Genomic DNA, 25,758 nt, shown 5'->3' on the forward strand with positions numbered 1-25,758 from the left:
GCTTGGGCGACGTGAATTGCACGCCTGGATTGGGAGAATCGATTCCAGTCCGCCAGCCTTCGGAGCACAGCCTGCCAAGGCGAAGCTAGGCCGAAAACAGATGGCGTTCACATCTGGTATAAATAATTTTGTATTCTTAAGCCGTTTTCCAGTTCGTAGCACCCGCGATACGGACGTGTCCGGACAGCCGGATCTCCGATGCCGGGAGCGCCGCCTTGGGCGCTTTTTATAATATTTTTAAGGAGTTCCGACGCATCGATTTCCGGGGGGAGGCGGGTGGTTTCCGCTACGCCAACCCCACCTGCCCACGCATGCCATTTCTGACCGGCCGCCGCCGAATCCGAAGTGCTATTTTTTTTGGAAATGTGCTACCTAACCGGCCTGCTTTCGTTGGCGTCTCGGGCCATCAGGCCTCAGGCCGACTGACAATAACCGATTGGTGGCGCTGGGTTTAGCTCCATGCGCCTCACGACGCTGGGACGACGATGACCGTTTATTCTGACTATCTGGCCGAGATCAAAGTCCGCGAAACTCAGGGCCTCGCGCCCAAGCCGATTGATGAAGGTGCGCTCGTCGAGGCGCTCATCACCCTGATCGGGGATGCCGGCAGCGAGCATCGGGCCGATGCCCTCAAGTTCTTCATCTACAATACGCTTCCCGGCACCACGAGCGCCGCGCGCGTCAAGGCTGCCTTCCTGAAGCGGATCATCCTGGGCGATGCGGTCGTCCCGGAGATCACCCCCACCTTCGCCCTCGAGCTGCTGTCGCACATGAAGGGCGGCCCCTCGGTGGAAGTGCTGCTGGACATCACCCTCGGCGCTGACGCAAAGCTTGCCGCGCAGGCCGGCGAAGTGCTGAAGACCCAGGTCTTCCTCTACGACGCCGACATGTTCCGCCTGCGCGATGCCTACAAGGCGGGCAATGAAGTCGCCAAGGGCGTGCTCGAGAGCTATGCCAAGGCCGAGTTCTTCACCAAGCTTCCGGACGTCGAGGACGAGATCAAGGTCGTGACCTTCATCGCCGCCGAAGGCGATATCTCGACCGACCTGCTCTCTCCGGGCAATCAGGCCCATTCCCGCTCGGATCGCCAGCTGCACGGCCAGTGCATGTGCACGCCGGCAGACCAGCAGGCGATCGTCGAGCTGCAGAAGCAGCATCCCGACAAGCGCGTGATGATGATCGCCGAGAAGGGCACCATGGGCGTGGGCTCCTCGCGCATGTCCGGCGTCAACAACGTGGCGCTGTGGACCGGCAAGCAGGCCAGCCCCTATGTGCCCTTCGTCAACTTCGCCCCCATCGTCGCGGGCACGAACGGCATCTCGCCGATCTTCGCCACCACCGTGGACGTGACCGGCGGCATCGGCCTCAACCTGAAGAACTGGGTCAAGAAGACCGGCGAGGACGGCAAGCCGATCCTCAACAACGAGGGCAACCCGATCCTCGACCAGAAGTTCTCCGTCGCCACCGGCACCGTCCTGAAGATCGACGCCAAGACGAAGAAGCTCCGCGACGAGAATGGCGAGGAGCTGGTGGACATCGCCTCCTCCTTCACGCCGCAGAAGATGGAGTTCATGAAGGCGGGCAGCTCCTACGCCATCGTCTTCGGCAAGAAGCTCCAGACCTTCGCCGCCCAGACGCTCGGCGTGGAGCCGACCCCGGTGTTCGCGCCGAACAAGGAAATCTCCATCGAGGGCCAGGGCCTGACCGCGGTCGAGAAGATCTTCAACCGCAACGCGGTGGGCGTGACGCCGGGCAAGACCCTGCACGCCGGCTCGGACGTGCGCGTGAAGGTGAACATCGTCGGCTCGCAGGACACCACCGGCCTGATGACCGCGCAGGAACTGGAAGCGATGGCGGCCACCGTCATCTCGCCTCTGGTGGACGGCGCCTACCAGTCGGGCTGCCACACCGCCTCGGTGTGGGACAAGAAGGCTCAGGCGAACATTCCGAAGCTCATGAGCTTCATGAACAATTTCGGCGTGATCACCGGCCGCGACCCGAAGGGCGTCTATCACGCCATGACGGACGTGATCCACAAGGTGCTGAACGACATCACCGTGGACGACTGGGCCATCATCATCGGCGGCGACAGCCACACCCGCATGTCCAAGGGCGTGGCCTTCGGCGCGGATTCCGGCACGGTGGCGCTGGCGCTGGCCACGGGTGAGGCCACCATGCCGATCCCGCAGTCGGTCAAGGTGACTTTCAAGGGCCAGATGCAGCCGCACATGGACTTCCGCGACGTGGTGCATGCCACCCAGGCGCAGATGCTCCAGCAGCACGGCGACAACGTCTTCCAGGGCCGCATCATCGAAGTCCATATCGGCACGCTGCTGGCCGATCAGGCCTTCACTTTCACCGACTGGACGGCCGAGATGAAGGCCAAGGCCTCCATCTGCATCTCGCAGGACGCGACGCTGATCGAGTCGCTGGAGATCGCCAAGTCGCGCATCCAGATCATGATCGACAAGGGCATGGACAATGCCGTCGGCGTGCTGAAGGGCCTGATCGCCAAGGCCGATGCCCGCATTGCCGAAATCCGCTCGGGCGAGAAGCCGGCACTGACCCCCGACGCCAATGCGAAATACTTCGCCGAGGTCGTTGTGGATCTGGACCTCATCGACGAGCCGATGATCGCCGACCCGGACGTGAACAACGCCGATGTCTCGCGGCGCTATACCCACGACACCATCCGCCCGGTTTCCTACTACGGTGGCACCAAGAAGGTGGACCTGGGCTTCGTGGGCTCGTGCATGGTGCACAAGGGCGACATGAAGATTGTCGCGCAGATGCTCAAGAACATCGAGAAGGCCGAGGGCAAGGTGGAGTTCAAGGCACCCCTCGTGGTCGCCGCCCCCACCTACAACATCATCGACGAGCTGAAGGCCGAAGGGGATTGGGAAATCCTCCAGAAGTATTCGGGCTTCGAATTCGATGATCTGGCCCCGAAGGGCACGGCGCGCACCGAATACGAGAACATCCTCTATCTGGAGCGTCCGGGCTGCAATCTCTGCATGGGCAACCAGGAGAAGGCGGAGAAGGGCGATACGGTTCTGGCCACCTCGACCCGCCTGTTCCAGGGCCGCGTGGTGGAGGATACGGCCGAGAAGAAGGGCGAGTCCCTTCTGGCCTCGACCCCGGTGGTCGTGCTCTCGGCGATCCTCGGCCGCACGCCGAGTGCCGAGGAATACAAGGCCGCCGTCGAAGGCATCGATCTGACCAAGTTCGCCCCGCCGCAGACGCCGAAGATCGACGCTTTGTCCGTCCAGTACTAGGCAGGTAAGTCGCTCCAGCCATTCGGAGAATAGCGACAGGAGCGATTACACAAGAACTGACCGCAAGTGATCGAGAGCTGGCGACGCATCGCCAGCTCTCGATTTTTTTCAAGCATGTACTCAATAACTTCCATGCTTCGGTCGCTTTGAGATTGGGCGTATGGACGACGCCGCGCGCGGTCCGTCCCGGAGAGACTGCGTCGTGGGATCGGCGATCGGCAGAATGACGTCGCCAGATCGGCCGTGAGCGGGAACGGAGCCCCCCGGAACCTGAAGGCGCGGGTCACATCACGCGGCAGGAGCGGGTCAGCTCGAAGAGGATGTCGTAGCCGTCCCAGACGTGATCAAAATCGAGCGCGGCACCCACGGGCGCCCAGCGTGATACGCCGGTTGCGAGGTTTCGCTCGGCGGCCTGCCGGATATCGTCAGCCGAAAATCCGAAATGCGTGACCGTCTGATCGCGCTCCCGCAGCAGGCCGTTCAGAGCGGCAAGATCGGGAATGAATACGATGCTCAGGAAGCCGCCGCCAATCCTGCGCTCAATGCGTTCGGCGGCGTCGGACACGACTGCGGTGAGTTCGGTGCCGCGCCAGACCACATCGCTCACACCGCCCGTCGCGGCCGCTGAGAAGCCGGCAGCCATCTTGGTGATCAACTGACCGGGTGCGCTGGTGGCGCCCCTGCCTGTCGCGATGCGGGACACGTCGTCCATCAGCCTTCTGATGGCCGGGCCATACTCCGGTGCGCCGCCGACCACATAGAGGGCCTGCGGGGAGGAGCAGGCCATCTGGTCGAAGACGAAGATGTCGTTGAACAGCCGACCCGCCAGCTCCTCCATGGCGGCCGCATCCAGCGCCGCCACCGTCGCGCCGTTCAGCACGCCGAGGGACGTGCGATCCCCGAACCACAGGGACTTGCCGCCGTTGCGCAGCGGGAAGCCCTCGAAGGCGGCGATCTTGGCGTCCCCGCCCCAGACCACGCGCGCATCGCAGTGCGCGGAGACGATCCGGCTCATCTGGCTGTCGGACGGGTAGTGAACGAACAGTTGCGAGGTCTCGCCCGCCGCTTCCAGCGCGGCGAGGAACTGGTCGAGAACCCAGATCACATCAGGGGCCAGCTCCTGCGGCATGCGCACCACATTGGCGTTGCCGGAGAGGTAGGAGAGGATCCACGAATAGAGAAAGATGGTCTCCACATTTCTGGGCGGCAGATGGAAGGCGAGGCCGCGCGGCCGGCGCAGGGTTCCGGGCAGGTCCCTGTCCCGGAAGCTGCGCTCCAACTGGCGGAGCGCGGCCTGGCGCGTCCAGAAGCCGAGATAGGTGATGAAAGGCGACACTTCGCCCTTGCGCCGGATGATGGCGTCCGCCACGGAGGCCACCAGTTGCACGCGCCCGTCGTCGAACGGCTGCGGCAATTGCCGGCGTGATGCATCCAGACGCGCGCAAAGCGTCTGCGCATCCATGGGCTGCCGTCCGCCCTGCGGCCCGAAGGCTGTGATGATCATGGGCATATCATCCATGCGCGTCAGCGAGCCTCCGTTGCGATGATGTCGGAACAGCCCCGCAGTTCGGCCTTTGCCACCCGCCCGGCAATCGAGATGGCCTTGCCGAAGCGATTGCCCCGCCCGCCATCCACGGCGACCACCGTGCCTCGGTCCTCCGTCAGCACGCAGTGGCCCGGATAGGAGCGCGGCAGCAGGGACACCACCTGCAATACGCCTTCCTCGCCGTCCGGCGCCTCCTCCCAGCTGCCGGGGCGGCGCACGATGACATCGGTGAAGTTGGGCGGGTAAAGGAGGCCGTCGGGGCCTTCCACGAACATGGAGCCGATCTGCTCCACGAAGCCGTAGAAATTATAGATCCGGCTCAGGTTGAACCGGGCTTCCAGCGCGGCGCGGAAGGCAGCGTTGGACACGCGCTTTTCCTCCAGCTTCTTCCAGCCGCCGGAATGGACGAGGATCGCGTTGGAAAGGTCGAGTTCGCCATCGCCGAACTGCTCGAACAGCTTGGTCCACACCAGGAAGGTGAAGCCGAAGATAAGGAACGGCCGCCCGCCGTTGGCGGCCACAAAGCGATGAACGGCGGCAGCGTCGATCTCAAGGTCCGGCGTCAGCGCGAAGGTCGCCTTGGCGCCGAACTTCATCATGCCCAGCACGCCGGCACCACGCGCCGTCAGATTGTCGGCCTTGAGGACATCCTTGGTGTCGATGGCGAGGAACGGCAGGCGACTGTCGCCGAGGATCGGCCGGAAGGTGGCGATCAGGGCGCGGGCCTGCCGGTCGGCCGTCTCCGCATCGACGATGATGCGGCTCGGCGTCTGCCCCGTCGTGCCGCTCGACTGAAGGGTGATGGCGGGCGACGTCGTTGAGGAAAGCTCCTGCAGCTTGAACAGCTGCACCGGCAGGAACGGCAGATCGGCCATCGCTCCATAGGACTTCAGGCCGCCCCACGCGGCATCGATGATCCGGGCGTAGGGCGGGCATCGCTCGTAATGAAAGCGGGTCAGTTCGTTCAGGCCCGGCAGCAGCAGATCCTGTTTCGCGCTCTGCCGCAGGGAATAGGGCGGTGTCTCCAGAAGTCGCTCAAACATTCAGCGCCTCCTTCACACGCGCATAGTCGATCTTGCCGCTGGACTTGCGCGCAAGCTCCGGCAGCGTGCGGATGAGGAAGCTCGTCGCGGGGATCTTGCAGGCCCGTGCCAGCGCCTTCGCCCGCTCCTTCGCATCCGCGGGCATGTCGCCCTCGAAGGCCACGGCGATGCGCTCGCCCAGATCTACACAGGCAACCATGCCGAGCACGCCCAGATCCCGCTCCATATCGTCGAGGCTGAGCCGCAGACCGGCAATCTTGGCAAAGCGTGCGGCGCGTCCGGACAGGAACAGGAAGCCCTCGGCATCGAGCCGTCCAAGGTCGCCGGTCTCCAGTCGTCCGCCCATGATGTCGCCGCGTGTCAGGTCGGCACGGTGCTCGGCATATCCCAGCATGACGTTGGCCCCCTCATAGACCACGCCGCCTGTCTCTCCGGCGGGCAGCAGGCGGCCTTCGGCATCCTCGATGCGCAGGCACCCGCCGGGCATGGCGATGCCCACCGATCCGAGCTTCTCCGGCAGCCTTTCACTGGGCAGGCAGGCCATGCGCGGGGCTGCCTCGGTCTGCCCGTACATGACGAAAAAACGTGCGCCCCGATCGCTGGCCTTTGCCTGCATCAAGGTCTGGAAGCGGGCATCCAGATGGCCGCCGGCCTGCGTGAAGGTGTCGACCGAAGGGGGGACCAGCTCCAGGCCGAGGCGGGCGAGCACGCTGTAATGGAACGGCACGCCGGGAAAATGGGTGCCGCCGCTCGCGAGAACCTTGCCCCAGAAGTCCGGGGAAGTGATCGCATCCTCAAGAAAGGCGATCCGGCCGCCCGCCACCAGATGCGAGGTGGCCACCGACAGGCCGTAGGAATAATGGAGGGGCAGATGCGCGATCGCCACGCTGTCCGGCGTGATGGCAAGGCTCTCCGCGATCTGCCGGGCATTGGCTGTCACCGCGCTCCACGAGAGGCGCACGAATTTTGCGCTGCCTGTGGTGCCTGAGGTCAGCAGCAGCAGGCCGAGTTCCGGCGCTGGCGGGCTGTCCGCCTCCGCGTCCTGCCGGTACGCCATGAACGGGCGTGCGCCCTCGACGGCCACATGCGTCCAGTTGCTCCCGCCGCAGAGCGCGAGGGCCGGGGACGGATCTGCTGCCAGCACGATCTCGGGCCGATAGCGATCGCGCAGGGCGGCCAGCTTTTCCGGAGGCAGCGTCGGGTCGACAAGCGCCACCGCATGTCCCGCTGCCGCCGCCGCCAGCAAGCCGATCAGGCTGCTCCGGTGATTGGCCGCGAGGAGAAAGATGAGCTGCTTCCCCGGCCGCGCCATGGTCGCGGCGAGCATCAGCACCTCGGCACGAACCTCGCCCGCCGACAGCCAGCGTCTGCCGGCGTCATCCCACAGCAGCGGCGTGGAGGGGGCCCGATGCTCGCCCAGCAGGCCCGCGCAGGAGGGATCGATCATGGCCGCTGGCCCCCGCTAGATGACCATGCCGCCATCGACCCGGAGAACCTGTCCGGTGATGTAGCGGGACATGTCGGAGCACAGGAAGAGCACGGCATCGGCCACGTCCTCGGGCGTGCCCGCCCGGCCGAGGCCGATGGCCTTCAGCGACTGGGCCCGGACCTCGTCGCCCAGCCCGGCGGTCATCTCGGTCTCGATATAGCCGGGAGCGACGGCATTGACGCGCACGCCCTTCGACGCCAGTTCCTTGGCGGCGGCGCGCGTTGCGCCGATGACGCCGGCCTTGGACGCGGCATAGGCCATCTGTCCTGCCGCGCCCTCGAGGCCGACCACGGATGCGACGTTCACGATGCTGCCACCCGACCGCGCCAGCAGGCGGGCCGCAGCCTGGATCAGGTGCATGGGAGCCGCGAGGTTCAGATCGAGCGTGGCACGCATGTCCTCATCGGAGATCATGCCGATCATCGCCGCCCGCATGGTCCCGGCATTGTTGACCAGCGCATCAAGTCGCTTGTGACGGGCGAATACCGCTCGCACCAGCTGCCGCGCGGCCTCGGGATCGGCCATGTCACCAGCCTGCACGGACACCCGGTCCGGGGCGGAGGCCGCGAGTTCGTCTGCGACGGAGGCGTCGAAATTGCGCGAATTGAGGACGACGGTTGCCCCCGCCGCGATCAGACGCCGCGCAACGGCAAGGCCGATGCCCCGCGACGCTCCCGTGATGAGCGCGACCTTGCCGGACAGGTCAATGGACATCGTACTTGGCCATGATCTCGACAGCTTTCTGGAAGCTGCTCATGGCCAGGATGTCGTTCGCCTCCAGCATGGCGTCGAAATGTGTTTCCAGCGCAGCCACCAGCGTCATGTGCCCGATGGAGTTCCAGTCGGGGAATTCTCGGTAGACCAGCGTGCCGCGATCCGTCCCCTCTGCGAGGTCGAAGGTTTCCTGGAATGCAGCGAAGACCTTTTCCTCTAGAGTCATGCGACGTCCCCTTGGGTGTAATGATTTTCCTGAATCAGGCTGAAGCTGCGTTTTGTGCGTCAGTTCGCCGGCGGAAGCTTTTTCTGAAGTAGAACAACGTCATGCCGCTGTCCATCCGCATCGACGAAATGACTTTCCAGCGTGCCGATCAATTTGTAGCCGCACAGGTAATTCATCCGGATTGAATCCGTGTTATCTGCCCTGATCTCTGCCATGAGCTTCAGAAGGCCAAGATCAAATCGAGCGGCGCGCATCAGTTCGCGCATGGCGAGGAGCGCGACGCCGGGCAGGCGGCAGTCATCCCTGACGGCGACCGCGCCATAGCCGTATCGGTCGCGCAGGCTGACCTGGCTGATCTGGATGAAGCCCAAAGCAGGCCCACCAGGCTGGGACATCACACGAAACAGCCCGCCCGGTTCGTTCACCCGGCGCTCGATCCAGTCGCGAACGGACGCATTGTCCGTGCGATCGGGAATGGCCATCAACATCGCCTGCATGCGCGGATCGCGGCGGATCCCGGCGAGCGCCTCAAAGTCGGTGTCGGCCGGCAGCCTGAAAATGACCGTTGGGGCGTCGGCTTCGCCTTGCAGCATTATCCTCTCCTGGGGGGAAGCTCTGTGCGGGGAGTGCATTCTTGTTGTGCAGCCACCTACCATGATCCCGTCGAAAAAAGCATTCTCTCGCATTGCTTGTGCCAGCGTTGCTTGTCCATCACCGCGGCGTGATCCTGCTGCGGCGTCACCACATGGCCGCAGTCAGCGAGCCGATCTGCTTCGTCTTCGGCGGTGCAGCCGCGTTATGGATGCTACGGCCGGCGGTGCATTTAAGTTCCCGGGGCACGGCCCTGGAAGATAATGGAAAAAGGGTCCGGTGGCAGGACCAGGGGCAGGCATGCCGAGCAGAGGCCGGGCGCACTATCGTAGTGACGCCTGCTCTCGCCTGAAACAGAAAGGGCCGGGAGCGTGCATGCTCCCGGCCCCTCTGGTTGTGGTGCCGTGCCGGTCCTCGGGACCGCACAGGCAATGTCTTTGGCCTTTCCGAAAGATCTCAGCGGGTGGTGAATTTCGCCTGTCCGGATTTGCCGGCGGACGATTTGACGGCAAACGTCACGGTGCTGCCTGCCGGGAGGGCGGAGGGCAGGTCCGCCCGCAGCGACGAGCCGGAGGCGATGAGCTGAACGGTCTTGCGCTCACCCCCGCTCACCACCAGCGCCGATGCAACGAATCCCTTGGTGTCGATGGGCTTTCCCGCCTCGTCGATGATGTTGAGCACCAGACTGTTTCCGCTGGGCAGGAACTCGGCATGGACACCGGCGACATCCTGCATCTGGCCACCGTTTGGCCCCTTGTCATCATGCGCGTGCTGGGCGAGCGCGGGCGTGGCGAGCAGGATGGCGGCGGCGATAACGATCTTCTTCAGCATGGGTTTTCCTTTCGTTGGATGTGCGATGGATCAGTTCTGAGTCACCGGCTCGGCGAGGGCTTCGTCGGCGACGTCTGCCGGCGTCTCCCGCCGGAACAGGACGTAGAGCGCAGGCAGGACCAGCAGGGTGAGGATGGTGGAGGAGACGATGCCGCCGATGACGACAGTGGCCAGCGGACGCTGAACCTCGGCACCCGCACCCGTCGCGATCGCCATCGGCACGAAGCCGAGGGAGGCCACGAGGGCGGTCATCAGCACGGGGCGCAGCCGCGTGAGGGCGCCTTCCTTCACCGCCTCCACCAGCGCTTTCCCCTCGGCCCGCAGGCGCTGGATGAAGGCGATGATGACGAGGCCGTTCAGCACCGCCACGCCGGACAGGGCGATGAAGCCGATGCCCGCGCTGATGGAGAGGGGGATGTCCCGCAGCAGCAGCGCCGCGATGCCGCCGGTAAGTGCCAGCGGAACGCCGCTGAACACGAGCAGCGCGTCCGCCACCGACCCGAAGCTCATGAACAGCAGCAGGAAGATGAGCAGCAGCGCAATGGGTACCACGATGGTGAGGCGTTGGGTGGCGGAGACGAGCTGTTCGAACTGCCCGCCCCAGCCGATCCAGTAGCCGGAGGGCAGCTTCACCTTCTCCGCGATCTGCCGCTGGGCATCGGAGACGAAACCTCCGAGATCGCGCTCGCGCACGTTGGCGCTCACCACGATGCGGCGTTTGCCATCCTCGCGGCTGATCTGGTTCGGGCCGGGTGCGATCTCCACCTTTGCCACCGCCGACAGCGGCACGTAGCGGATGCCGGAGGTGACGGACCCGTTCCAGATCGCAGGCACGGCCGAAGTCTCCGAACCCGGCGCAGCGGGAAGCGGAACCGGAAGTGACTGCAGCGCCTCGATATTCGTGCGCAGATCCTCGGGCAGCCGCACGACGATGTCGAAGCGCCTGTCGCCTTCGAACAGCACACCAGCCTCCCGGCCGCCGACAGCGATGGCGATGAGCTCCTGCACATCTGCCACGCTGACGCCGTAGCGCGCCAGCGCGCCACGGTCGAACCTGACGTTGAGCATGGGCAGGCCCGTGACCTGCTCGGTCTTCACGTCTGCGGCGCCGGGGACAGCTTGCAGCACCGCCTGCACCTGATTGGCCACTTGCAGGAGGGTTTCGAGGTCATCACCGAAGATCTTCACGCCGACGTCGCTGCGCACGCCGGAGATCAACTCGTTGAAGCGCAGCTGGATCGGTTGCGACAGTTCGTAGGCGCTGCCCGCGACATCCTCTGCCGCTTTCTCCACGGCTTCCACCACCTCGGCCTTGGGCCTCGCCGGATCGGGCCACTCCGAGCGCGGCTTCAGGATGACGTAAGCATCGGAGATGGAGGGCGGCATGGGATCGGTGGCCACCTCGGCCGTGCCGACGCGGGCGAAGATCTCCTTCACCTCCGGCACCTGAAGCAGGCGCTTCTCCAGCGCCTCCTGCATTTCCAGCGACTGTGTCAGGCTGGTGCCGGGCACGCGCAGCGCCTGCACGGCGATGTCGCCTTCGTCGAGGCTCGGGATGAACTCGCCACCCATGCGGGAGGCGGCAAAGCCGCTGACGACCACCAGCGCTGCTGCACCGAGGGCGACGATGCCCCGGAACTCGATGCACAGGTCGAGCAGGGGCGTGTAGAGCCGCCGGGCCCCCCGCATGAGAAAATTCTCATGCTCGGAGACCTTGCCGGTGACGAACAGCGCGATGGCCGCCGGCACGAAGGTCATGGAGAACAGGGCCGCCCCCAGCAGCGCCATCAGCACCGTGATCGCCATGGGCGTGAACATCTTGCCCTCCACCCCGGTGAGGGTGAGAACGGGCAGATAGACCACGGCGATGATCATGGTGCCGAACAGGCTCGGCCGGATGACCTCCTTCGAGCCCGCGAGGATGGTCTCGAAGCGCTCCGCCCGCGTCAGCAGGCGGCCGCGTCGGTGCTGTTCCTCGGCCAGCAGGCGCAGGCAGTTCTCAACGATGATCACGGCGCCATCGATGATGATGCCGAAGTCGATGGCGCCAAGGCTCATCAGATTGGCGCTCACCTTGTTCTCCACCATGCCGGTGATGGTGAAGAGCATGGCGAGCGGGATGACGCAGGCCGTCACCACGGCAGCCTTGATGTTTCCCAGCAGCAGGAACAGCACCACGATGACGAAGAGCGCGCCTTCCAGCAGGTTCTTCTCCACCGTGGCGATGGTCAGCTCCACGAGGTGCGCGCGGTCATAGACCGTGCGGGCGATGACGCCTTCGGGCAGCGAGCGGGAAATCTCCTGAAGGCGCTCCGCCACCCGCTGGGCCACCGTGCGGCTGTTCTCGCCGATCAGCAGCATGGTGGTGCCGAGAACAGTCTCCTGGCCGTTGAGCGTGGCTGCACCCGTGCGCAGCTCGCGGCCCTCGCGCACCTCGGCCACGTCGCCCACCCGCAGCGGCGTGCCGCCACGGCTGCCGATGACGATGTCGCGGATTTCGGCGGCATTGGCCACCTGTCCGGGCGCCCGCACCAGATATTGCTCACCGTTCCGCTCGATATAGCCGGCGCCGATATTGGCGTTGTTGGCGGTGAGGGCGGTCATCACCTCCCGGAAGCTGATGCCGTAGGCCATCAGGCGTGCCGGATCGGGAAGCACATGGAACTGCTTCTCGTAGCCGCCGATGGTGTTCACCTCCACGACGCCGGGCACCGTGCGAAGCTGGGGCTTGATGATCCAGTCCTGGATGGTGCGCAGATCGGTGGGGCTGAAGGGCTCGCCCGAAGGCTTGCGCGCGCCGTCCTTCGCCTCGACCGTGTACATGTAGATTTCGCCGAGGCCGGTAGAGATGGGCCCCATGGCCGTCTCCACGCCCTCGGGCAACTGGTCCTTCACCTGTTGCAGGCGCTCGTTCACCAGCTGGCGTGCGAAATAGATGTCGGTGCCATCCTTGAACACCACCGTAACCTGGCTGAGGCCGTAGCGCGACAATGAGCGCGTGTATTGCAGACCGGGCAGTCCGCCCATCCCGGTCTCGATCGGGAAGGTGATGCGTTGCTCGGCTTCCAGCGGCGAGAAGCCGGGGGCCGAGGTGTTGATCTGGACTTGAACGTTGGTGATGTCGGGCACCGCGTCGATGGGCAGGCGGGTGAAGTTCCAGGCGCCCAGCGCCGCAATGCCGAGGCAGACGAGAAGGACCAGCCAGCGCTGGCGGATGGAGAAGGCGAGGATGGCATCGATCATCGGACGCCCTCCCTGATCGGGGAGATCGCGCGCTCAATGTTCATGGGTGGCGCTCCCCTTGGCGAGCTCGGCCTTCACCACGAAGCTGTTCTTCGCCGCGTAGACGTCGCCGGGCATGAGGCCGAACAGGATCTCGACCCATTGGCCGTCGCGGCGGCCGATTTCCACGTCGCGGGCATCGAACGTGTCGCCATCGCGGACGAACACCACGTTGCGGCCGTCTATGGTCTGGATGGCGCTGTCGCGCACGGCGAGGTCCACGGGCTCTTCGGCGAGAACCGCGTGGCCCACCGCGAACAGGCCGGGCCGCAGGCGCAGGTCCGGATTGGCGACCACCACCCGCGCGAGCGCGCTCTGGGTGTCCGTGGCGCCGATGGGCGACACATAGGCCACCCTGCCGGCGATGGGGGCGCCGCCATCCTCCGGATCGATATGGACCGGACTTCCCACCTTGATGCGTGCGAAATCACGGCGATAAACGGACAGGTCCACCCACACGGTGGAGAGATCGGCCACCACGAAGGCGGGTTTCTGCTCGGAGACATATTCGCCGAGGCCGACCTGACGGCTGACGATGGTGCCGCTGATGGGCGCCTTCAGTTCGTATGTCGTAAGGCTCTGGTTGCTCTCGATCCGCGCCAGCGCATCGTCCTTGTTCACCTGATCGCCAATGCTGCGGCGAATGTCGCGCACCACGCCGGGGAAGCGCGGCGTCACCTGCACGATGGCTTCCTGATTGGCCTGGATAAGGCCGTTCAGGCGCAGTTCCACCCGCAGCGCGCCGGGGCCTGCGGTTTCAAGGCCGATGCCGGAGCTGGCGAGCTTGGCATCGGGAAGGGACACGCTGGTGCCGCCCTCCGCATGGTCTTCCTCGCCATGGCCGCCATGGCCTTCCTCTGAATGCCCGGCTTCGCCGCCTTCGGCATGGCCGCCGGCCTGCGTCGCCGCCGGCGCCGTCCTCGACTGGAGGGCGTAAACCGCTCCGGACCCCATGGCGAGGCCGAGCAGAAGCAATGCGATGTCACGCGCTGGGCGGCTCATTTCGTCTTACCTTGGGAAAGATGGACCGGTCGGCCGATGAGGCCTTCGAGGGTGGCCAGTGATGTGTGGAAGGCGACCAGCGCCTCAAGTTCGCGCAGAGCGGTCTCGGACAGGGCGTTCTGGCCGTCGAGCAGTTCGAGCAGGGTGTAGCGGCCTTCGCCGTAGCCGCTCTGGATGCCCTCATAGGTCGCGCGGGCATCGGGAATGGCCGTGGCGCGCAGGCGCTGCACTTCCTCATAGGCGGCCTTCAGGCCGTCATAGGCGCGGCCGGTCATGGAGATCAGCGTGTTACGCGCGATCTGCTCCTCGGCTTCCGCACGCCGCAGGTTCTCCTGGGCTTCGAGGATCGACCCCTGGTTCTGATCGAAGATCGGGATCGGCATGCCGAGGGAGACGACGACGCCGCTGTCGCGCGTGTCGTTATAGTAGCGCCAGCCCGCGCCGACGGTCACATCGGGCACGGCCCGCGCCCGCTCGGTGGCGACCTGTGCCCGGCGCTGGGACTTCACCGCCGTGAACTTGGTCAGCTGCGGGTTGGCCATGGCCTCGCGCAGCACGCTCTGGAGGGCCGGAGGCGCGGCGACCCGTAGAAGATTGCCGCTGACGGCGCCGAACCGCGGTTCGGGCTGCCCCATCTGAAGGGCGAGTTCGCGGCGGGCGGTGATGAGGGCGGCCTTGGCCTTGTCGAGATCGACCCGCGCCAGTTCCGCCGCCAGCCGCGCGCGGGACACTTCGGAGGGAGAGGACGCACCTGCCTCCACCCGCTTCTGGAGCATGGGCATGAAGCCATCGGTCTCGTTTACCTGCGCGGTGAGGATGGAGACGCGGCGCTGGGCGGCGAGGACGCCGACGAAGGCGCCCGTCGTCTCCGCCATCACCTGAAGCCGGACGGCTTCCCGCTCCCACTTCATGGCCTCCTGATCGGCTGCGGCCGATGCGACGCGCGCCTCGCGCTTGCCGCCCAGCTCTATGAGCTGGCTGATCTGGAGCGTGGTCTCGGCCTGATCCAGGCCCTGGTAGGCATTGGTGCCGAAGGCGCCGTCCAGCTCGAGCGACAGCGCGGGATTGGGCATGACACCGGCTTGCATGCGCCGTCCGCCGGACATGCCGATGTCGCGCTCGGCAATCGTCATGCGGGGATTGGAGGCAATGGCGCGCTGGATCGCCAGCGTGAGTGTCAGCGGGGCAGGCGGCGAGGCGGCATGGGCTATCGTCGCCGGAAGCAGCACGATGGCTGCCCCAAGCGTGGCCGCAAGGGCACGTTGAAACATGGTTTGATCCGGGCATGGGAAATCGGAGGCGGACGCAGGGCGTCAGCCGCGAAGCACCAGTTGGCGCGGATCAGGCTTTGGGAGGGGGCGCTTCCAGGGAAACGACGCGGCCGGGGATCAGGCTGTCGGTTCCGAACACCGCACGATGTGCAACGCTGCCGATCTGGAGCGTGGGGGCATCGGGCAGGGCGGCCACAATGGTGCAGCCGTGACAATCATGATCAGCTGACCAGCGAATGGGATCGCTGTTCGGTGCGTCGTTGCTGCCTGCACTGTCCGATAGCGTCGCTGCCACCGCGTCGACTGTCTCGATGGTGCCGTCGGCGGTGGTGATCGCATTGGGATTCTGCGCGAGGCCGTGTCGGGCATTCGCCAGCTCGTCGGCCGTGGAATGCATGAGAAAGCACAACGCAACCAGCATCACCAGCACGCTCTTGGCGCGCTGCGTGAGCAGGGAGAGTGAGGTTGTGCGAACCCGAAACATCCGTCACGAGAAGCCGGAAACGGGAAGCGATGTCAAGCCGGTTGCCGCACGGGAAGGTGAGAGCACGGGCCGGATCAGCCGATGGACTGTCCGAGCTTCTCGCCCTCCACGAGATTGTGTTCTTCCGCCAGCCGCCCGGCTTCGGCGCTGTCGCCGGACAGGATGGCGTTCAGGATCGGGGCGTGCTGGGAGAGAATGTCGGCCGGGTCCGGAATCAGCGCGTCGCTGGAGCGGATGTAGACGCGGATCTGCTGCGCGATGAGCTCATATTGAGCGCTCAGTCGGGAGTGGGATGCCGCATCGACGATGGCGTGATGGAAACAGAAGTCCGCTTCCGCAATCCGCGCGGCCGAGGCATCGACGCAGGCGTCCGCGAGGTTGTCAAAGGCGGCCTGAATGCGCGTCCGCTGCTCCATCGGCGCCCCGGCGGCGAGCTGCGAGGCGAGCCGCTCCACGGCCGAGCGCAGCGTATAGAGTTCCCACACATCCTGTCGCGTCAGCTGGATCACGGTCCAGCCGGTGTAGGGCTTCAGCCGCAGCAGGCCCTCCTTCTGCAGTTCATGCAGCGCCGTTCGCACGGTTGCGCGCGAAAGGCCCATTTCGCCGGACAGCTGAACCTCGGTGATGCGGGCACCTGCGGGCAGCATGCCCGTGATGATCTGGCTGCGCAGGGCCTCGATCGCCCGTGCCTCGGCGGAGACCTTCACGATCTTGGGCAGGGCGGGGCGTTCGGGTGCGCGGTCCATCGTGTCGAGTTCCATTCCGGCCAGCCTGAGGCCGTGCTCCAGCCCCTACAACGCAACGCCGCCTGCCGAAAGGGCGCGGCGATCCCAAAACGCCATCCCATCCATGTTGTATGCCAAATTGGCTATTGTCGACAATCTTGGGTGCATGCTATCCCCGGAGGGCATTCGCAGCAGGTGGTTCATGGATGAGACGAACGCCCTCATGGCGGCAGGCGGGCTGGCGGCACCGTTCCAGCGTATGGAGGAGCCCGAGGTTCTGGCCCTGCTGGGAACGCGCTATGGCGCGCGCACGTCATCCCTGACCCGTTTCGATACCGAGAAGGACGACACCTTCCTGATCCGCGAGCCCGATGGCCGGGCATGGGTGCTCAAGATCGCGAACCCGCTGGAAGACGAACGCGAAATCGACCTCCAACTGGCCTTGCTCCAGCACGTGGAGGCAACGGATCCGGGTTTGCCGGCGCCGAGGGTCATGCGGACGCAGAATGGAGAGGGCGCCTTCACCATCGTCGACGGGGCCGGGCAGGTGCGCATCGTCCGGGCCCTGAGCTATCTGGACGGCACCCCGCTCGACCGCATCGACGCAACAGCTGCGGAGCGCCGCTCCCTCGGGGCGGTGCTCGCCCGCCTGCGGCTGGCCATGGCGGGCTTCTCCCATCCGCACGACGGGCGGGAAATCGCGTGGGACGTCAAGCATCTGCCCAAGCTGCGCGGCCTGCTCGCCCATATGGACGACCGCGCGCAGCGCAATGCGCTCGAACTGGGGCTGGCCCGTATGGAGAGCCTTGCCCCAGCGCTGGCGCGATGCCGGACGCAGGTGGTGCACAATGATTGCAGCCGCTCCAACATCGTGGTGGATCGCGCGCGGCCGGGCTTCGTCACAGGCATCATCGATTTCGGCGATGTGGTGCGCACCGCCATCGTCATCGATGTCTCGACCACGCTGCTCAATCAGCTGCCCTCCCAGGCGCGGCCCGATCTGTTCGCGGAGGGCAGGGATATCCTGCAGGGCTATCTCGCCGTGGCGGACCTGACGCCCGAGGAACTGGCGCTGCTGCCGCATCTCGTGATGGCGCGGGTGATTGCCCGGGCGCTGATCACCACGTGGCGCGCGGAGCGCTTTCCGGACAATGCGCAGTACATCATGCGCAACACGCATCAGGGCTGGCAGCAGCTCGACTGGTTCCTGTCCCGCAGCATCGAGGATGTCAGCGCGACCTTCTCCGCCGTTCCGGCGGGCGCGTAACGGAAGAGGCAGAGATGACGAAGAGCAGCGATGGGGCGCCCATCAACATCGGTATGGTGAACGGCTTCAATCCCAACGATCTCGGCCGCCTGTCCCCGCAGATGCAGGATGCCATCCGGCGCCGGCAGGCGCTGCTGGGCCCCGCCTATCGCCTGATGTATGCGAACCCGGTGGAGATCCAGCGGGCCTCCGGCGTCCATATGTATGACGCCGCCGGCAACGAATATCTCGACGCCTACAACAATGTCGCCTCGGTGGGGCACTGCCATCCGCGCGTGGTGGCCGATGTGCATCGGCAGATGCAGACCCTGTGCACCCACACCCGCTATGTGCAGGACGGCATTCTGGATTTCGCCGCCGACATCCTGCCCACCTTTGGCGCGCCCATCGAGCACATCATGTTCACGTGCTCGGGCTCCGAGGCCAACGATCTGGCGGTGCGCATCGCCAAGCACCACACCGGCAAGAATGGCGTCATCATCACCTCGGAGGCCTATCACGGCAATTCCGAGCTGACCTCCGGCTTCTCGCCCTCGCTGGGCCGGGGCTCGCGGCTGGGCGTCTTCGTGCGCCGCATCTCCGCGCCCGATTCCTACCGCATGGACCCGGCCGAGATCGGTCGCCAGCTTGCGGCGGAAGTGGCGCGTGAGATCGCCGAGCTGGAACGCCGGGGCGATGGCATCGCCGCCTTCATCGCCGATTCCCTGTTCTCGTCGGATGGCATCTATTCCCATCCCGTCGATGTGCTGGGGCCGGTAGCCGAGGTGGTGCGCGCGGCGGGCGGCCTGTTCATCGCGGACGAGGTGCAGGCGGGCTTCGGCCGTTCGGGCGATCGCCTGTGGGGCTATCAGCGCCATGGCATCGCGCCGGACATGGTCACTATGGGCAAGCCCATGGGCAATGGCTATCCGGTGGCGGCGGTGGCGATGGCGCCCCACGCCATCCGCAGCTTCGGGGCGGATACGCGCTATTTCAACACCTATGGCGGCAACAGCGTCGCCATCGCGGCCGCCCAGTCCGTGTTCAACGTCATCCGCGACGAGAAGCTGATGGAGAATGCCGCGCGGATCGGCGCGAAGATCAAGGACGGGCTGAAGGCGTTGGCCGCGAAGGATGGGCGCATCGGTGATGTGCGGGGCACCGGCCTCTATATCGGCGCGGAGTTCGTAAAGGCGGATGGCGGCAAGACGCCGGACTCCGCCACGGCGCTGGCGGTGGTGGATGGCCTGCGGCAGCGGCGGGTGCTGATCTCGGCCACCGGCTATCACGCCAACACGCTGAAGATCCGTCCGCCGCTGGTCTTCTCCGACGCCGACGTGGATCGGCTGCTCACCCAGCTGGAAGACACGCTCCGCTCGGTCTGACGGCTCGGCCGCCCGTTCAGGCCTTGCGGCGGGAGCGGGCGGCGGGGCGCTCCGGCGGCTCGGCCGAAGGAGCCGGCGGGATCACCTGTCCCAGCGGGGCGCCAGCGGTGAGATAGGCCAGCGTCATGTCCACGATATGGGCGCGGCGGCGCTCCAGATTGTCCGGCGCCTTCAGGTCGCGATCGAAGATCATGGACAGGGTGAAGCGGTTGGACAGGTAGAAATAGCCCAGCGCCGAAATGGAGATGTACAGCTCCACCGGGTCCACCCCGGAGCGGAACACGCCGCGCTTCTCGCCCTCGGAGAGGATGGTCTCCATGGTGGTGGAGAGGCGGCTGTAGAGCTGGCGGATGATGGGCGATTTCGCCACGTGCCGGCCGCGATGGAGGTTCTCCGTGTTCATCATGATGATGACCTCGGGTTCCTCGATGAAGGTCTGGAAGGTGGCCTCGCAGAGCTTCTGCATGGCTTCCACCGGCTCCAGCCCGGCCAGCGGCAGCGCCTCCTGCCGGCGCCGCATGGTCTCGTAGGTGCGCTCCAGCACCTTCACATACAGCTCCTCCTTGGAGCGGAAGTGATGGTAGAGCAGGTTCTTGCTGACCTTGGCGCGGACGATGATGGCGTCCACGCGGGCGCCGTCATAGCCCTTGCGGGCGAATTCGGCCTGGGCCGCCGCGAGGATCCTCTCCTGCGTACCGATGGCGTCGCGCTTGCGGGGTTTCTCACTCACGACTGGACCTGTTCCGTTGGCTTTCCGTGTCATGAGCATGAGCCGCACCCCCGCCGTCAACTGGCCGTTGCGGCGGGAAGGCGCGGAGCGACGAAAGGCGCGCAGCGTTCGAGGCTGATGCGGATGGTCTCGCCGGCATCCCGCTGCCACCAGTCGAGCTTGGAGAACAGCTCGATTTCGAATGGCCCGTCATAGCCGATCTCGTCCAGCAGCCGGCGATAGAAGGCGAAATCGATGACGCCATCGCCCACCATGCCCCGGTCCTGATAGACATCGCGCGTCGGCACCAGCCAGTCGCACAGATGGAAGGTGAGGATCTTGTCCCGCCCCGCCGCGCGCAGGCCGATGGGGAAATCCGGATCCCACCAGCAATGGTAGACATCGGCCACGATGCCGCTGCCCACGCCCAGCTCCTCCACCAGTTCGAGGCAATGGCGGAAGGTGTTGAGGCAGGAGCGATCCGCCGCATACATGGGATGCAGCGGCTCAAGGCCGAGCATGACGCCCGCCGCTCGCGCGTGGGGCAGCAGGGCATGCAGCGCATCCTCCACGCGCCGCCGGGCGCCGGGCAGATCCTTCTCGCCGGTGGCGAGGCCGCCGGGCACCATCACCAGCGTGGTGGCGCCGATGGCATGCGCGGCATCGAGCCGGCGCCGATTCTCCTCCAGGGCCGCTTCATAGGCGCTCCTGTCGGCGAGGTTCACCCAGGCGCTGGTGCACAGGCAGGGCACGAACAGGCCGGCATCGCGGATCATCCGGGCCGCCTGGCCGAGGTCGAGCCCCTCCAGATACTGGTTCCATACGCCGATGCCGCGCACGCCTTGCCGGGCATAGGCCTCCACCGCCGCCGCGAGATCGAGCTGCGGCGTGGTGATCTGGTTGATGGCGAAGCGCGAGAAATCGCTCACGCGCCCGCTCCCGCCATGCGCTGGCGCAGGGCCGTGGTGGCGGCAAGATCCAGACTGCCTGCCTCGACCACCACGCCGAAGCCCTCGCGGGCGTAGGCGGTGCTCACCTTGCCGTCCAGTACGTCTTCGAGCACCGCTTCCGGCGGGCGGGCGAGGGGATCGCCATAGCCGCCGCCGCCCGCCTGCTCGTGGCGGATGACAGTGCCCTTGTACACGGTGCGTGTGACCTTGCTGGACAGAAGCTGCGGGTCGGAATCCACCGAGAGGATGTTGCGCGATGGCGCGCCCGGCTTGCCGCCGAACAGGCCGTAGGGGGCATGGGCATAGCGGTCGGCGCGCAACTGCATCACCGCCTCCTCGGCCATCAGCCGATACTGGCGCACCACGCCGAGACCGCCACGGGTGCGGCCGGCGCCGCAGGAATCCTCGCGTAGCCCATATTCCTCGATCATCAGAGGATAGGTGGCCTCCATGATCTCCACCGGCATGTTGGACATGTTCTGCGAGGGATTGGTCACGGCGTCGATGCCGTCCTTGCCCGCGCGGGCGCCCAGTGCGCCGTTGATCATGTCCACGACGATGAAGGGCTCGCGGGTCTGCTTGTCATAGCCGCCGAGGCAGACGACGGAATTGCCGCCTTCACCGGCCGCCACCACGCGTTCCGGCACGATGGCCGCCAGCGCGCCGAGCACCGTGTCCACCACCCGGTAGCCGGTGAGCGCACGCGCAGCAACCGGGGCGGGGAACTCGGGATTGAGCAGCGTGCCCTTGGGCGCGCTCACATCGATGCAGCGATAGAGGCCGGCATTGTTGGGCACGTCGGGATCGAGCACGCAGCGCACGGCGAGATAGGTGGCCGACTTCACGAAGGAGAGGGTTGAGTTGATGGCCCCCTTCACCTGCGGCGAGGAGCCCTCGAAATCGACCCCGATCTGGTCGCCCTTCACCGTGATGGTGACGTGGATGGGGATGGGGGCCTCGTCGAAGCCGTCGCCGTCAATGTAATCGGTGAAGCTGTAAGCGCCGTCGGGCCATGTGCTGAAGGTGCCGCGCGCGAGGCGCTCGCCGTAATCGAGGAACTCGGCGAGGAAGCCTTCCACCATGTCCGCGCCATACTTGTCGGTGAGGCGCAGGAACTCGCGCTCGCCCAGCGCGCAGGTGGCGAGCTGCGCCTCCAGATCGCCGATGACGAGATCCGGCAGGCGCACGTTCTTGGTGATGATGTCGAACAGCGTCTTGTTGCGCACGCCCTTGTCGAACAGCTTCAGCGGCGGGATGCGCAGACCTTCCTGGAAGATCTCGGTGGAATCCGACGCATTGGAGCCCGGCACCCGGCCGCCCACGTCGCAATGGTGGCAGATGACCACCGAATAGCCGATGTGGCGCGGGCCATCGAAGATCGGCTTGAACATGAAGATGTCCGGCAGATGCATGCCGCCATCGTAGGGATCGTTGAAGATGATGACGTCGCCGGGGTGCAGATCGTCGGCATAGTGGCGCTGTAGGGCCTCCATGGCGTCGGGCACCGCGCCGAGATGGAGCGCCACCGTCTTGGCCTGCGCGAGGATGCGGCCCTTGGCGTCGCACATGGTGGCCGAGTAATCGAGCACATCGCGCACGATGGGGGAGCGGGCGGTGCGCATGACCGTATAGGCCATGTCGTCCACGATGGATTCGAACGCGCTCTTCAGCACCGCGAAGGTGATCGGGTCGATGGGCTTCCTGGACCGGTCCAGCATGGGAGGCTCCCGTCAGGCGAGGGTGATGAGGAGATTGGCGCGGGCGTCCGCTTCGGCGCGGGCACCGGGGGGCACCACCACCGTACTGTCCGCGCCCTCGATGATGGCGGGGCCGGTGAGGGCGGCGGGGCAGCGGCGGCGGTCATAGACCGGGGTCTCCACGAAGCCCTGATCGGTGCCGAAATAGACCCGGCGGGTAGCAATGGGGGAGGTTTCACCCGCATCGCTAGCGCGGGCGGCGCGGAAGTCCAGCTTGCCGGGACGCGTGCCGCGCCCGATGACACGCAGGCTCACCACCTCCGGAACATCGGACGGGCAATAGCTGTAAATGGCCTCATAGGCGGCGCGGAAGGCAGCCTGGAGCCCCTCTGCGTCCGCCACATAGGGCACGGACAGCGACATTTCCTGTCCTCGGAAGCGCATGTCCGCCTCGCGGGCGATGCTCATGAGTTGCGGATCAATATCCTCGCCGGCCAGCGCCGTGCGGGCGTCCGCCTCCAGTGCGCGGAAGGCCTCTTCCGCCTCCACGGCGGAAAAGTCGGGGGCGCGGCGGGGGAAGGGGGCAATGAAGTAGCGCTCCACGTCGCCGGCCAGCATGCCCATGGCGGTGAAGACGCCCGGCGAGGCCGGCACCAGCACGCGCGGCATGGAAAGCTGGCGGGCGATGTCCGCCGCATGCACCGGGCCGGAGCCGCCGATGGCCACCAGCGTGAAGTCTCGCGGATCGACGCCGCGCTCCACGGTGACGGCGCGGATGGCGCGAGCCATGTTGGCATTCACCACATCGCGCACGCCGCTCGCCGCATCCTCCGGCGAGAGGCCGAAGGGATCGGCCAGGTCGCGGGCGATGGCGGCGCGCGAGGCGTCCACCGACAAAGCGCGGGAGCCGCCGGCCAGCGTTGCGGGCAGATAGCCAAGCAGCAGGTTGGCGTCGGTCACGGTAGGGCGGGTGCCGCCGATGCCGTAGCAGGCCGGACCCGGATCGGCGCCGGCCGAGACCGGACCGACGCGCATCAGCCCGCCCTGATCCACATAGGCGATGGAACCGGCGCCCGAGCCCACTTCCGCCACGTCGACCGTTGGCACGCTCATCATATAGCCGCCGGCCTTGATGAAGCGGCTGGGAGTGGAGATGCCGGCGCGGAATTCATACTCGCTGACGCGGGAGAGTTCGCCATTCTGCACCAGCGAGGCCGAGGCGGTGGTGCCGCCCATGTCGAACACCACCAGATCCTTGATTTCCAGCGCCTCGCCGAGCCGTGAGCCGCCCACCACGCCGGCCGCGCGACCGGAGGAGATGAAGAAGACGGGCTTCTCGCGAGCGGTGAGAGAAGAGGCGAGCGCACCGTTGGAATTGCACACCAGAAGCGGGGCGGAAACGCCCACATCCGACAGGCCCTGTTCGAGCCGTGTGAGATAGGCCTCCAGCACCGGGCGCACATAGGCATTCACCACCGTGGTGCTGGTGCGCTCATATTCCTTGGCTTCCGGCAGAACGGAGATGGAGCTGGTGACGCGCACCTGCGGAAAACGTTCCGCCAGAAGCAGTTCCGCCCGGCGCTCGTGCACCGGATTGCGGTAGCTGTTGAGGAAGCACAGCGCCAGCGAGGTGATGCCGGCGGCCACCAGTTCCTCGGCCGCCGCGATCAGGCCCGCCTCGTCCAGCGGCACCAGAACGGTGCCATCCGCCATGATGCGCTCGGCCACTTCCTTGCGGTGGCGGCGGGCGACGAGAGGCGCGGGCTTCTCCCATTGCAGGTCGAACATGGAGGGCGTGCGCAGGCGGCCGATTTCCAGCACGTCGCGAAAGCCCCTGGTGGTGATCAGCCCGGTGGCGGCCCCCACCTTCTGCAACAGCGTGTTGGAGCCGACCGTGGTGCCGTGCACCACCTCGGCCACATCGGCCGGCGAAAGGCCGGCGTCGGCGACGATGGCGGCGACGCCCTCCAGCACGGCCTGCTCGGGGGCGGCCGGCGTCGAGGCCACCTTGCGATGGAAGACGCTGCCCTGGCCGTCAGCCAGAACAAGGTCGGTGAACGTGCCGCCGATATCGACACCAATACGCGCCATGCGGGCGCTGCGCTCCAGACGGGTGGTTGTCACGAGCTGCCTCCTTGGTATTGGACCAAATGGTTAGTTATGAGAAAAATCCGCGTCAAGAGGCTCTGTGCCGTAAATGTTTGCAGCGTGGGGTGCATAAATGATCTTGCGCATCGAATTGGACCATATAGTCTCATTCGAAAGCAAAGAGGGGATCGTCACCATGAGCATGTCGTTCTCGTCCCGAACCCGGCTGGTCTGTGCCGGTGTCCTGTCTGCCCTGATGCTGGCGGCAGCCTCTGCCGCCCCCGTGCGTGCGGACGAAAAGGTCTCTGTCCGCCTCGATTTCTCGCCCTGGGGGGTGCATGCGGGCATGCATCTCGCCAAGGAGAAGGGCTGGTTCAAGGAGGTTGGCCTCGACGTGGACGTGCAGGATGGCCGTGGCTCCGGCAACACGCTGCAACTGGTGAATGCCGGGCAGGTGGATGTGGGCCAGATCCAGCTCGGCCTGCTGCCGCAGGCGCGGGAGAACGGCTCCACCGTCAAGAGCTTCGCCGGCATCGACAAGCGCACCGATCTCGCGGTGCTGGTGGACAAGGATTCACCCATCCAGAAGGTGCAGGACTTCAAGGGCAAGAGCCTCGTCGTCTTCGCCGCCAGCCCGTGGGCGCCCTTCATCGATTACTGGCTGAAGCAGGGTGGTCTCGACCGCACCACGGTCAATGTGATGGTGGTCGATCCCGCCGCCGTGTGGGGCACCTACAGCGCCAAGCGCGCCGATGGCCTCATGTCCACCGTGCCCTCGGCCATCCCCGTGGTGGAGCCGAACCGCCCCTCCAAGGCGATCCTCGCCGAGGACGTGGGCATCGCCTTTCCGAGCTACGGCCTCATCGCCACCGAGAAGACCATCGAGGGTCGCAAGGATGCGCTGAAGAAGCTGGTGCAGGTGCAGCAGAAAAGCTGGGACTACATCCGCAACGGCCATGTGGAGGAGGCGGCCGAGGCCATCATCAAGCAGCGGCCTGACGCCAAGCTCAACAAGAAGGTGCTGATGGAGCAGATCCAGCTTACCATCGATTTCTTCGATACGCCGGAGACCAAGGGCAAGCCCATCGGCTATCAGGCGAAGGAAGACTGGATCAAGGCGCAGAAGTCCGCCGAAACGGCCGGCGCCATCAAGCCGGGCACCGATCCCGCCACCTACTATACCAACGAGTTCATCCAGTGAACG

General features: G+C 65.9%; 20 protein-coding genes. 4 read left to right on the forward strand and 16 right to left on the reverse strand.

Going from position 1 to position 25,758, the window contains the following annotated elements; translation table 11 throughout:
* Nucleotides 1–485: 485 nt before the first annotated feature.
* A complete protein-coding gene (locus IEW24_RS15010) occupies nucleotides 486–3,275 on the forward strand; it encodes a bifunctional aconitate hydratase 2/2-methylisocitrate dehydratase (protein WP_188580031.1) in 2,790 nt (929 codons plus the stop codon).
* A 283-nt stretch (nucleotides 3,276–3,558) separates the two neighbouring features.
* On the opposite strand, the gene IEW24_RS15015 is transcribed toward IEW24_RS15010, so the two are convergent.
* From IEW24_RS15015 to IEW24_RS15070, 12 genes are all read right to left on the reverse strand, one after another.
* Nucleotides 3,559–4,779 carry an acyl-CoA reductase gene (locus tag IEW24_RS15015; protein WP_188580033.1) on the reverse strand — a complete coding sequence of 407 codons (1,221 nt, stop codon included), beginning with the start codon at nucleotides 4,777–4,779 and terminating at the stop codon, nucleotides 3,559–3,561.
* Between the two features lie 20 nt (nucleotides 4,780–4,799).
* A complete protein-coding gene (locus tag IEW24_RS15020) occupies nucleotides 4,800–5,864 on the reverse strand; it encodes a LuxE/PaaK family acyltransferase (protein ID WP_188580035.1) in 1,065 nt (354 codons plus the stop codon).
* Entirely contained in the window at nucleotides 5,857–7,311 is a 1,455-nt protein-coding gene (locus IEW24_RS15025; protein WP_188580037.1) for an AMP-binding protein, read from the reverse strand. Before IEW24_RS15025 ends, IEW24_RS15020 begins: the two co-directional genes overlap by 8 nt.
* A gap of 15 nt (nucleotides 7,312–7,326) precedes the next feature.
* Nucleotides 7,327–8,067 carry an SDR family NAD(P)-dependent oxidoreductase gene (locus IEW24_RS15030; protein WP_188580039.1) on the reverse strand — a complete coding sequence of 247 codons (741 nt, stop codon included), beginning with the start codon at nucleotides 8,065–8,067 and terminating at the stop codon, nucleotides 7,327–7,329.
* Nucleotides 8,057–8,293: an acyl carrier protein gene (locus IEW24_RS15035; protein ID WP_188580041.1), complete on the reverse strand. Its 237-nt coding sequence runs from the start codon at nucleotides 8,291–8,293 to the stop codon at nucleotides 8,057–8,059. The genes IEW24_RS15030 and IEW24_RS15035 overlap by 11 nt, the downstream gene beginning before the upstream one ends.
* A 59-nt stretch (nucleotides 8,294–8,352) precedes the next feature.
* Nucleotides 8,353–8,886: a GNAT family N-acetyltransferase gene (locus IEW24_RS15040; RefSeq protein WP_188580042.1), complete on the reverse strand. Its 534-nt coding sequence runs from the start codon at nucleotides 8,884–8,886 to the stop codon at nucleotides 8,353–8,355.
* 454 nt (nucleotides 8,887–9,340) lie between these two features.
* Nucleotides 9,341–9,715 carry a hypothetical protein gene (locus tag IEW24_RS15045; RefSeq protein WP_188580044.1) on the reverse strand — a complete coding sequence of 125 codons (375 nt, stop codon included), beginning with the start codon at nucleotides 9,713–9,715 and terminating at the stop codon, nucleotides 9,341–9,343.
* A gap of 30 nt (nucleotides 9,716–9,745) precedes the next feature.
* The gene (locus IEW24_RS15050; protein WP_188580046.1) at nucleotides 9,746–12,958 is read right to left on the reverse strand and encodes an efflux RND transporter permease subunit; all 3,213 of its coding nucleotides are present in this window, start codon (nucleotides 12,956–12,958) and stop codon (nucleotides 9,746–9,748) included.
* A 33-nt stretch (nucleotides 12,959–12,991) separates the two neighbouring features.
* Nucleotides 12,992–13,999 carry a divalent metal ion exporter adaptor subunit IhpB gene (gene ihpB, locus IEW24_RS15055; protein ID WP_188580048.1) on the reverse strand — a complete coding sequence of 336 codons (1,008 nt, stop codon included), beginning with the start codon at nucleotides 13,997–13,999 and terminating at the stop codon, nucleotides 12,992–12,994.
* Complete coding sequence (locus tag IEW24_RS15060; protein WP_188580049.1) at nucleotides 13,996–15,270, reverse strand: TolC family protein; 1,275 nt, start codon at nucleotides 15,268–15,270, stop codon at nucleotides 13,996–13,998. Before IEW24_RS15060 ends, ihpB begins: the two co-directional genes overlap by 4 nt.
* Nucleotides 15,271–15,340: 70 nt before the next feature.
* Nucleotides 15,341–15,694, reverse strand: coding sequence for a hypothetical protein (locus IEW24_RS15065; protein WP_188580051.1), 354 nt, complete (start codon nucleotides 15,692–15,694; stop codon nucleotides 15,341–15,343).
* 134 nt (nucleotides 15,695–15,828) lie between these two features.
* Complete coding sequence (locus IEW24_RS15070; protein WP_244644429.1) at nucleotides 15,829–16,515, reverse strand: GntR family transcriptional regulator; 687 nt, start codon at nucleotides 16,513–16,515, stop codon at nucleotides 15,829–15,831.
* A gap of 166 nt (nucleotides 16,516–16,681) precedes the next feature.
* On the opposite strand from IEW24_RS15070, the gene IEW24_RS15075 reads away from it, so the two are divergent.
* A complete protein-coding gene (locus IEW24_RS15075) occupies nucleotides 16,682–17,746 on the forward strand; it encodes a phosphotransferase (protein ID WP_244644431.1) in 1,065 nt (354 codons plus the stop codon).
* A 14-nt stretch (nucleotides 17,747–17,760) separates the two neighbouring features.
* On the forward strand, nucleotides 17,761–19,110 hold the full coding sequence (locus tag IEW24_RS15080) for an aspartate aminotransferase family protein (RefSeq protein WP_244644433.1): 1,350 nt from the start codon (nucleotides 17,761–17,763) through the stop codon (nucleotides 19,108–19,110).
* A gap of 16 nt (nucleotides 19,111–19,126) precedes the next feature.
* Here IEW24_RS15080 and IEW24_RS15085 read toward each other — a convergent pair whose 3' ends face one another.
* Genes IEW24_RS15085 through IEW24_RS15100 form a run of 4 tightly spaced genes read right to left on the reverse strand, consistent with a single transcriptional unit; the run spans nucleotide 19,127 to nucleotide 24,590 of the window.
* The gene (locus IEW24_RS15085) at nucleotides 19,127–19,840 is read right to left on the reverse strand and encodes a TetR/AcrR family transcriptional regulator (protein WP_244644434.1); all 714 of its coding nucleotides are present in this window, start codon (nucleotides 19,838–19,840) and stop codon (nucleotides 19,127–19,129) included.
* A gap of 56 nt (nucleotides 19,841–19,896) precedes the next feature.
* Nucleotides 19,897–20,748: a sugar phosphate isomerase/epimerase family protein gene (locus tag IEW24_RS15090; RefSeq protein WP_188580055.1), complete on the reverse strand. Its 852-nt coding sequence runs from the start codon at nucleotides 20,746–20,748 to the stop codon at nucleotides 19,897–19,899.
* Nucleotides 20,745–22,487: a hydantoinase B/oxoprolinase family protein gene (locus IEW24_RS15095; protein WP_188580057.1), complete on the reverse strand. Its 1,743-nt coding sequence runs from the start codon at nucleotides 22,485–22,487 to the stop codon at nucleotides 20,745–20,747. Before IEW24_RS15095 ends, IEW24_RS15090 begins: the two co-directional genes overlap by 4 nt.
* Nucleotides 22,488–22,499: 12 nt before the next feature.
* Nucleotides 22,500–24,590, reverse strand: coding sequence for a hydantoinase/oxoprolinase family protein (locus tag IEW24_RS15100; RefSeq protein ID WP_308468864.1), 2,091 nt, complete (start codon nucleotides 24,588–24,590; stop codon nucleotides 22,500–22,502).
* A 160-nt stretch (nucleotides 24,591–24,750) separates the two neighbouring features.
* Here IEW24_RS15100 and IEW24_RS15105 point away from each other — a divergent pair, with 160 nt between their 5' ends.
* On the forward strand, nucleotides 24,751–25,755 hold the full coding sequence (locus tag IEW24_RS15105) for an ABC transporter substrate-binding protein (RefSeq protein WP_244644435.1): 1,005 nt from the start codon (nucleotides 24,751–24,753) through the stop codon (nucleotides 25,753–25,755).
* The last annotated feature ends 3 nt before the right edge of the window (nucleotides 25,756–25,758 follow it).

This window comes from Azorhizobium oxalatiphilum, assembly GCF_014635325.1.
In the GTDB taxonomy this organism is placed as follows: Bacteria; Pseudomonadota; Alphaproteobacteria; order Rhizobiales; family Xanthobacteraceae; genus Azorhizobium; species Azorhizobium oxalatiphilum.

What these genes read in the sequence shown, in the direction of transcription:
- IEW24_RS15035 (WP_188580041.1), bottom strand. Translation starts at nt 8,293, where the DNA reads ATGACTCTAGAGGAAAAGGTCTTCGCTGCATTCCAGGAAACCTTCGAC.
- IEW24_RS15070 (WP_244644429.1), bottom strand. Translation starts at nt 16,515, where the DNA reads ATGGAACTCGACACGATGGACCGCGCACCCGAACGCCCCGCCCTGCCC.
- IEW24_RS15030 (WP_188580039.1), bottom strand. Translation starts at nt 8,067, where the DNA reads ATGTCCATTGACCTGTCCGGCAAGGTCGCGCTCATCACGGGAGCGTCG.
- IEW24_RS15080 (WP_244644433.1), top strand. Translation starts at nt 17,761, where the DNA reads ATGACGAAGAGCAGCGATGGGGCGCCCATCAACATCGGTATGGTGAAC.
- IEW24_RS15045 (WP_188580044.1), bottom strand. Translation starts at nt 9,715, where the DNA reads ATGCTGAAGAAGATCGTTATCGCCGCCGCCATCCTGCTCGCCACGCCC.
- IEW24_RS15015 (WP_188580033.1), bottom strand. Translation starts at nt 4,779, where the DNA reads ATGATCATCACAGCCTTCGGGCCGCAGGGCGGACGGCAGCCCATGGAT.
- IEW24_RS15105 (WP_244644435.1), top strand. Translation starts at nt 24,751, where the DNA reads ATGAGCATGTCGTTCTCGTCCCGAACCCGGCTGGTCTGTGCCGGTGTC.
- IEW24_RS15095 (WP_188580057.1), bottom strand. Translation starts at nt 22,487, where the DNA reads ATGCTGGACCGGTCCAGGAAGCCCATCGACCCGATCACCTTCGCGGTG.
- IEW24_RS15060 (WP_188580049.1), bottom strand. Translation starts at nt 15,270, where the DNA reads ATGTTTCAACGTGCCCTTGCGGCCACGCTTGGGGCAGCCATCGTGCTG.
- IEW24_RS15025 (WP_188580037.1), bottom strand. Translation starts at nt 7,311, where the DNA reads ATGATCGATCCCTCCTGCGCGGGCCTGCTGGGCGAGCATCGGGCCCCC.
- IEW24_RS15020 (WP_188580035.1), bottom strand. Translation starts at nt 5,864, where the DNA reads ATGTTTGAGCGACTTCTGGAGACACCGCCCTATTCCCTGCGGCAGAGC.
- IEW24_RS15050 (WP_188580046.1), bottom strand. Translation starts at nt 12,958, where the DNA reads ATGATCGATGCCATCCTCGCCTTCTCCATCCGCCAGCGCTGGCTGGTC.
- ihpB (WP_188580048.1), bottom strand. Translation starts at nt 13,999, where the DNA reads ATGAGCCGCCCAGCGCGTGACATCGCATTGCTTCTGCTCGGCCTCGCC.
- IEW24_RS15075 (WP_244644431.1), top strand. Translation starts at nt 16,682, where the DNA reads ATGGATGAGACGAACGCCCTCATGGCGGCAGGCGGGCTGGCGGCACCG.
- IEW24_RS15040 (WP_188580042.1), bottom strand. Translation starts at nt 8,886, where the DNA reads ATGCTGCAAGGCGAAGCCGACGCCCCAACGGTCATTTTCAGGCTGCCG.
- IEW24_RS15010 (WP_188580031.1), top strand. Translation starts at nt 486, where the DNA reads ATGACCGTTTATTCTGACTATCTGGCCGAGATCAAAGTCCGCGAAACT.